The organism is Burkholderia sp. SIMBA_062, from assembly GCF_046534765.1.
GTDB classification, from domain to species: domain Bacteria; phylum Pseudomonadota; class Gammaproteobacteria; order Burkholderiales; family Burkholderiaceae; genus Burkholderia; species Burkholderia ambifaria.
On record NZ_JAWRYD010000338.1, the window covers coordinates 1 to 264 of the forward strand.

1 protein-coding gene is annotated in these 264 nt (G+C 33.7%); it reads right to left on the bottom strand.

Going from position 1 to position 264, the window contains the following annotated elements:
* Window positions 1-264 (bottom strand): hypothetical protein (locus tag SB786_RS36595; RefSeq protein WP_410731633.1); only part of this gene is annotated, 264 nt, incomplete at both ends.

Below are 264 nucleotides of genomic sequence, written 5' to 3' on the forward strand. Positions count from 1 at the left end.
GTTATTTCTTGCATCTACAGAAAATGTAGTGCCGTCTACAGAAAAAGCATCTACGCTATTTCCTGTGAAAGCAAGTATTTTATCATTTTGGGCAACAGTTCTGTTATCGGAAAGAATTCCGTCTGAATTATATAGATTAATATTTCTCCCTCCGGAATTCAATTTCATCCATGCAGAGCCATCAAAATAATAATATCCATTTTCATCGATATTTATTGCTTGCCCTGTTTGTGTTCCTGAAGCAAAATTATTTATGTAAACTAG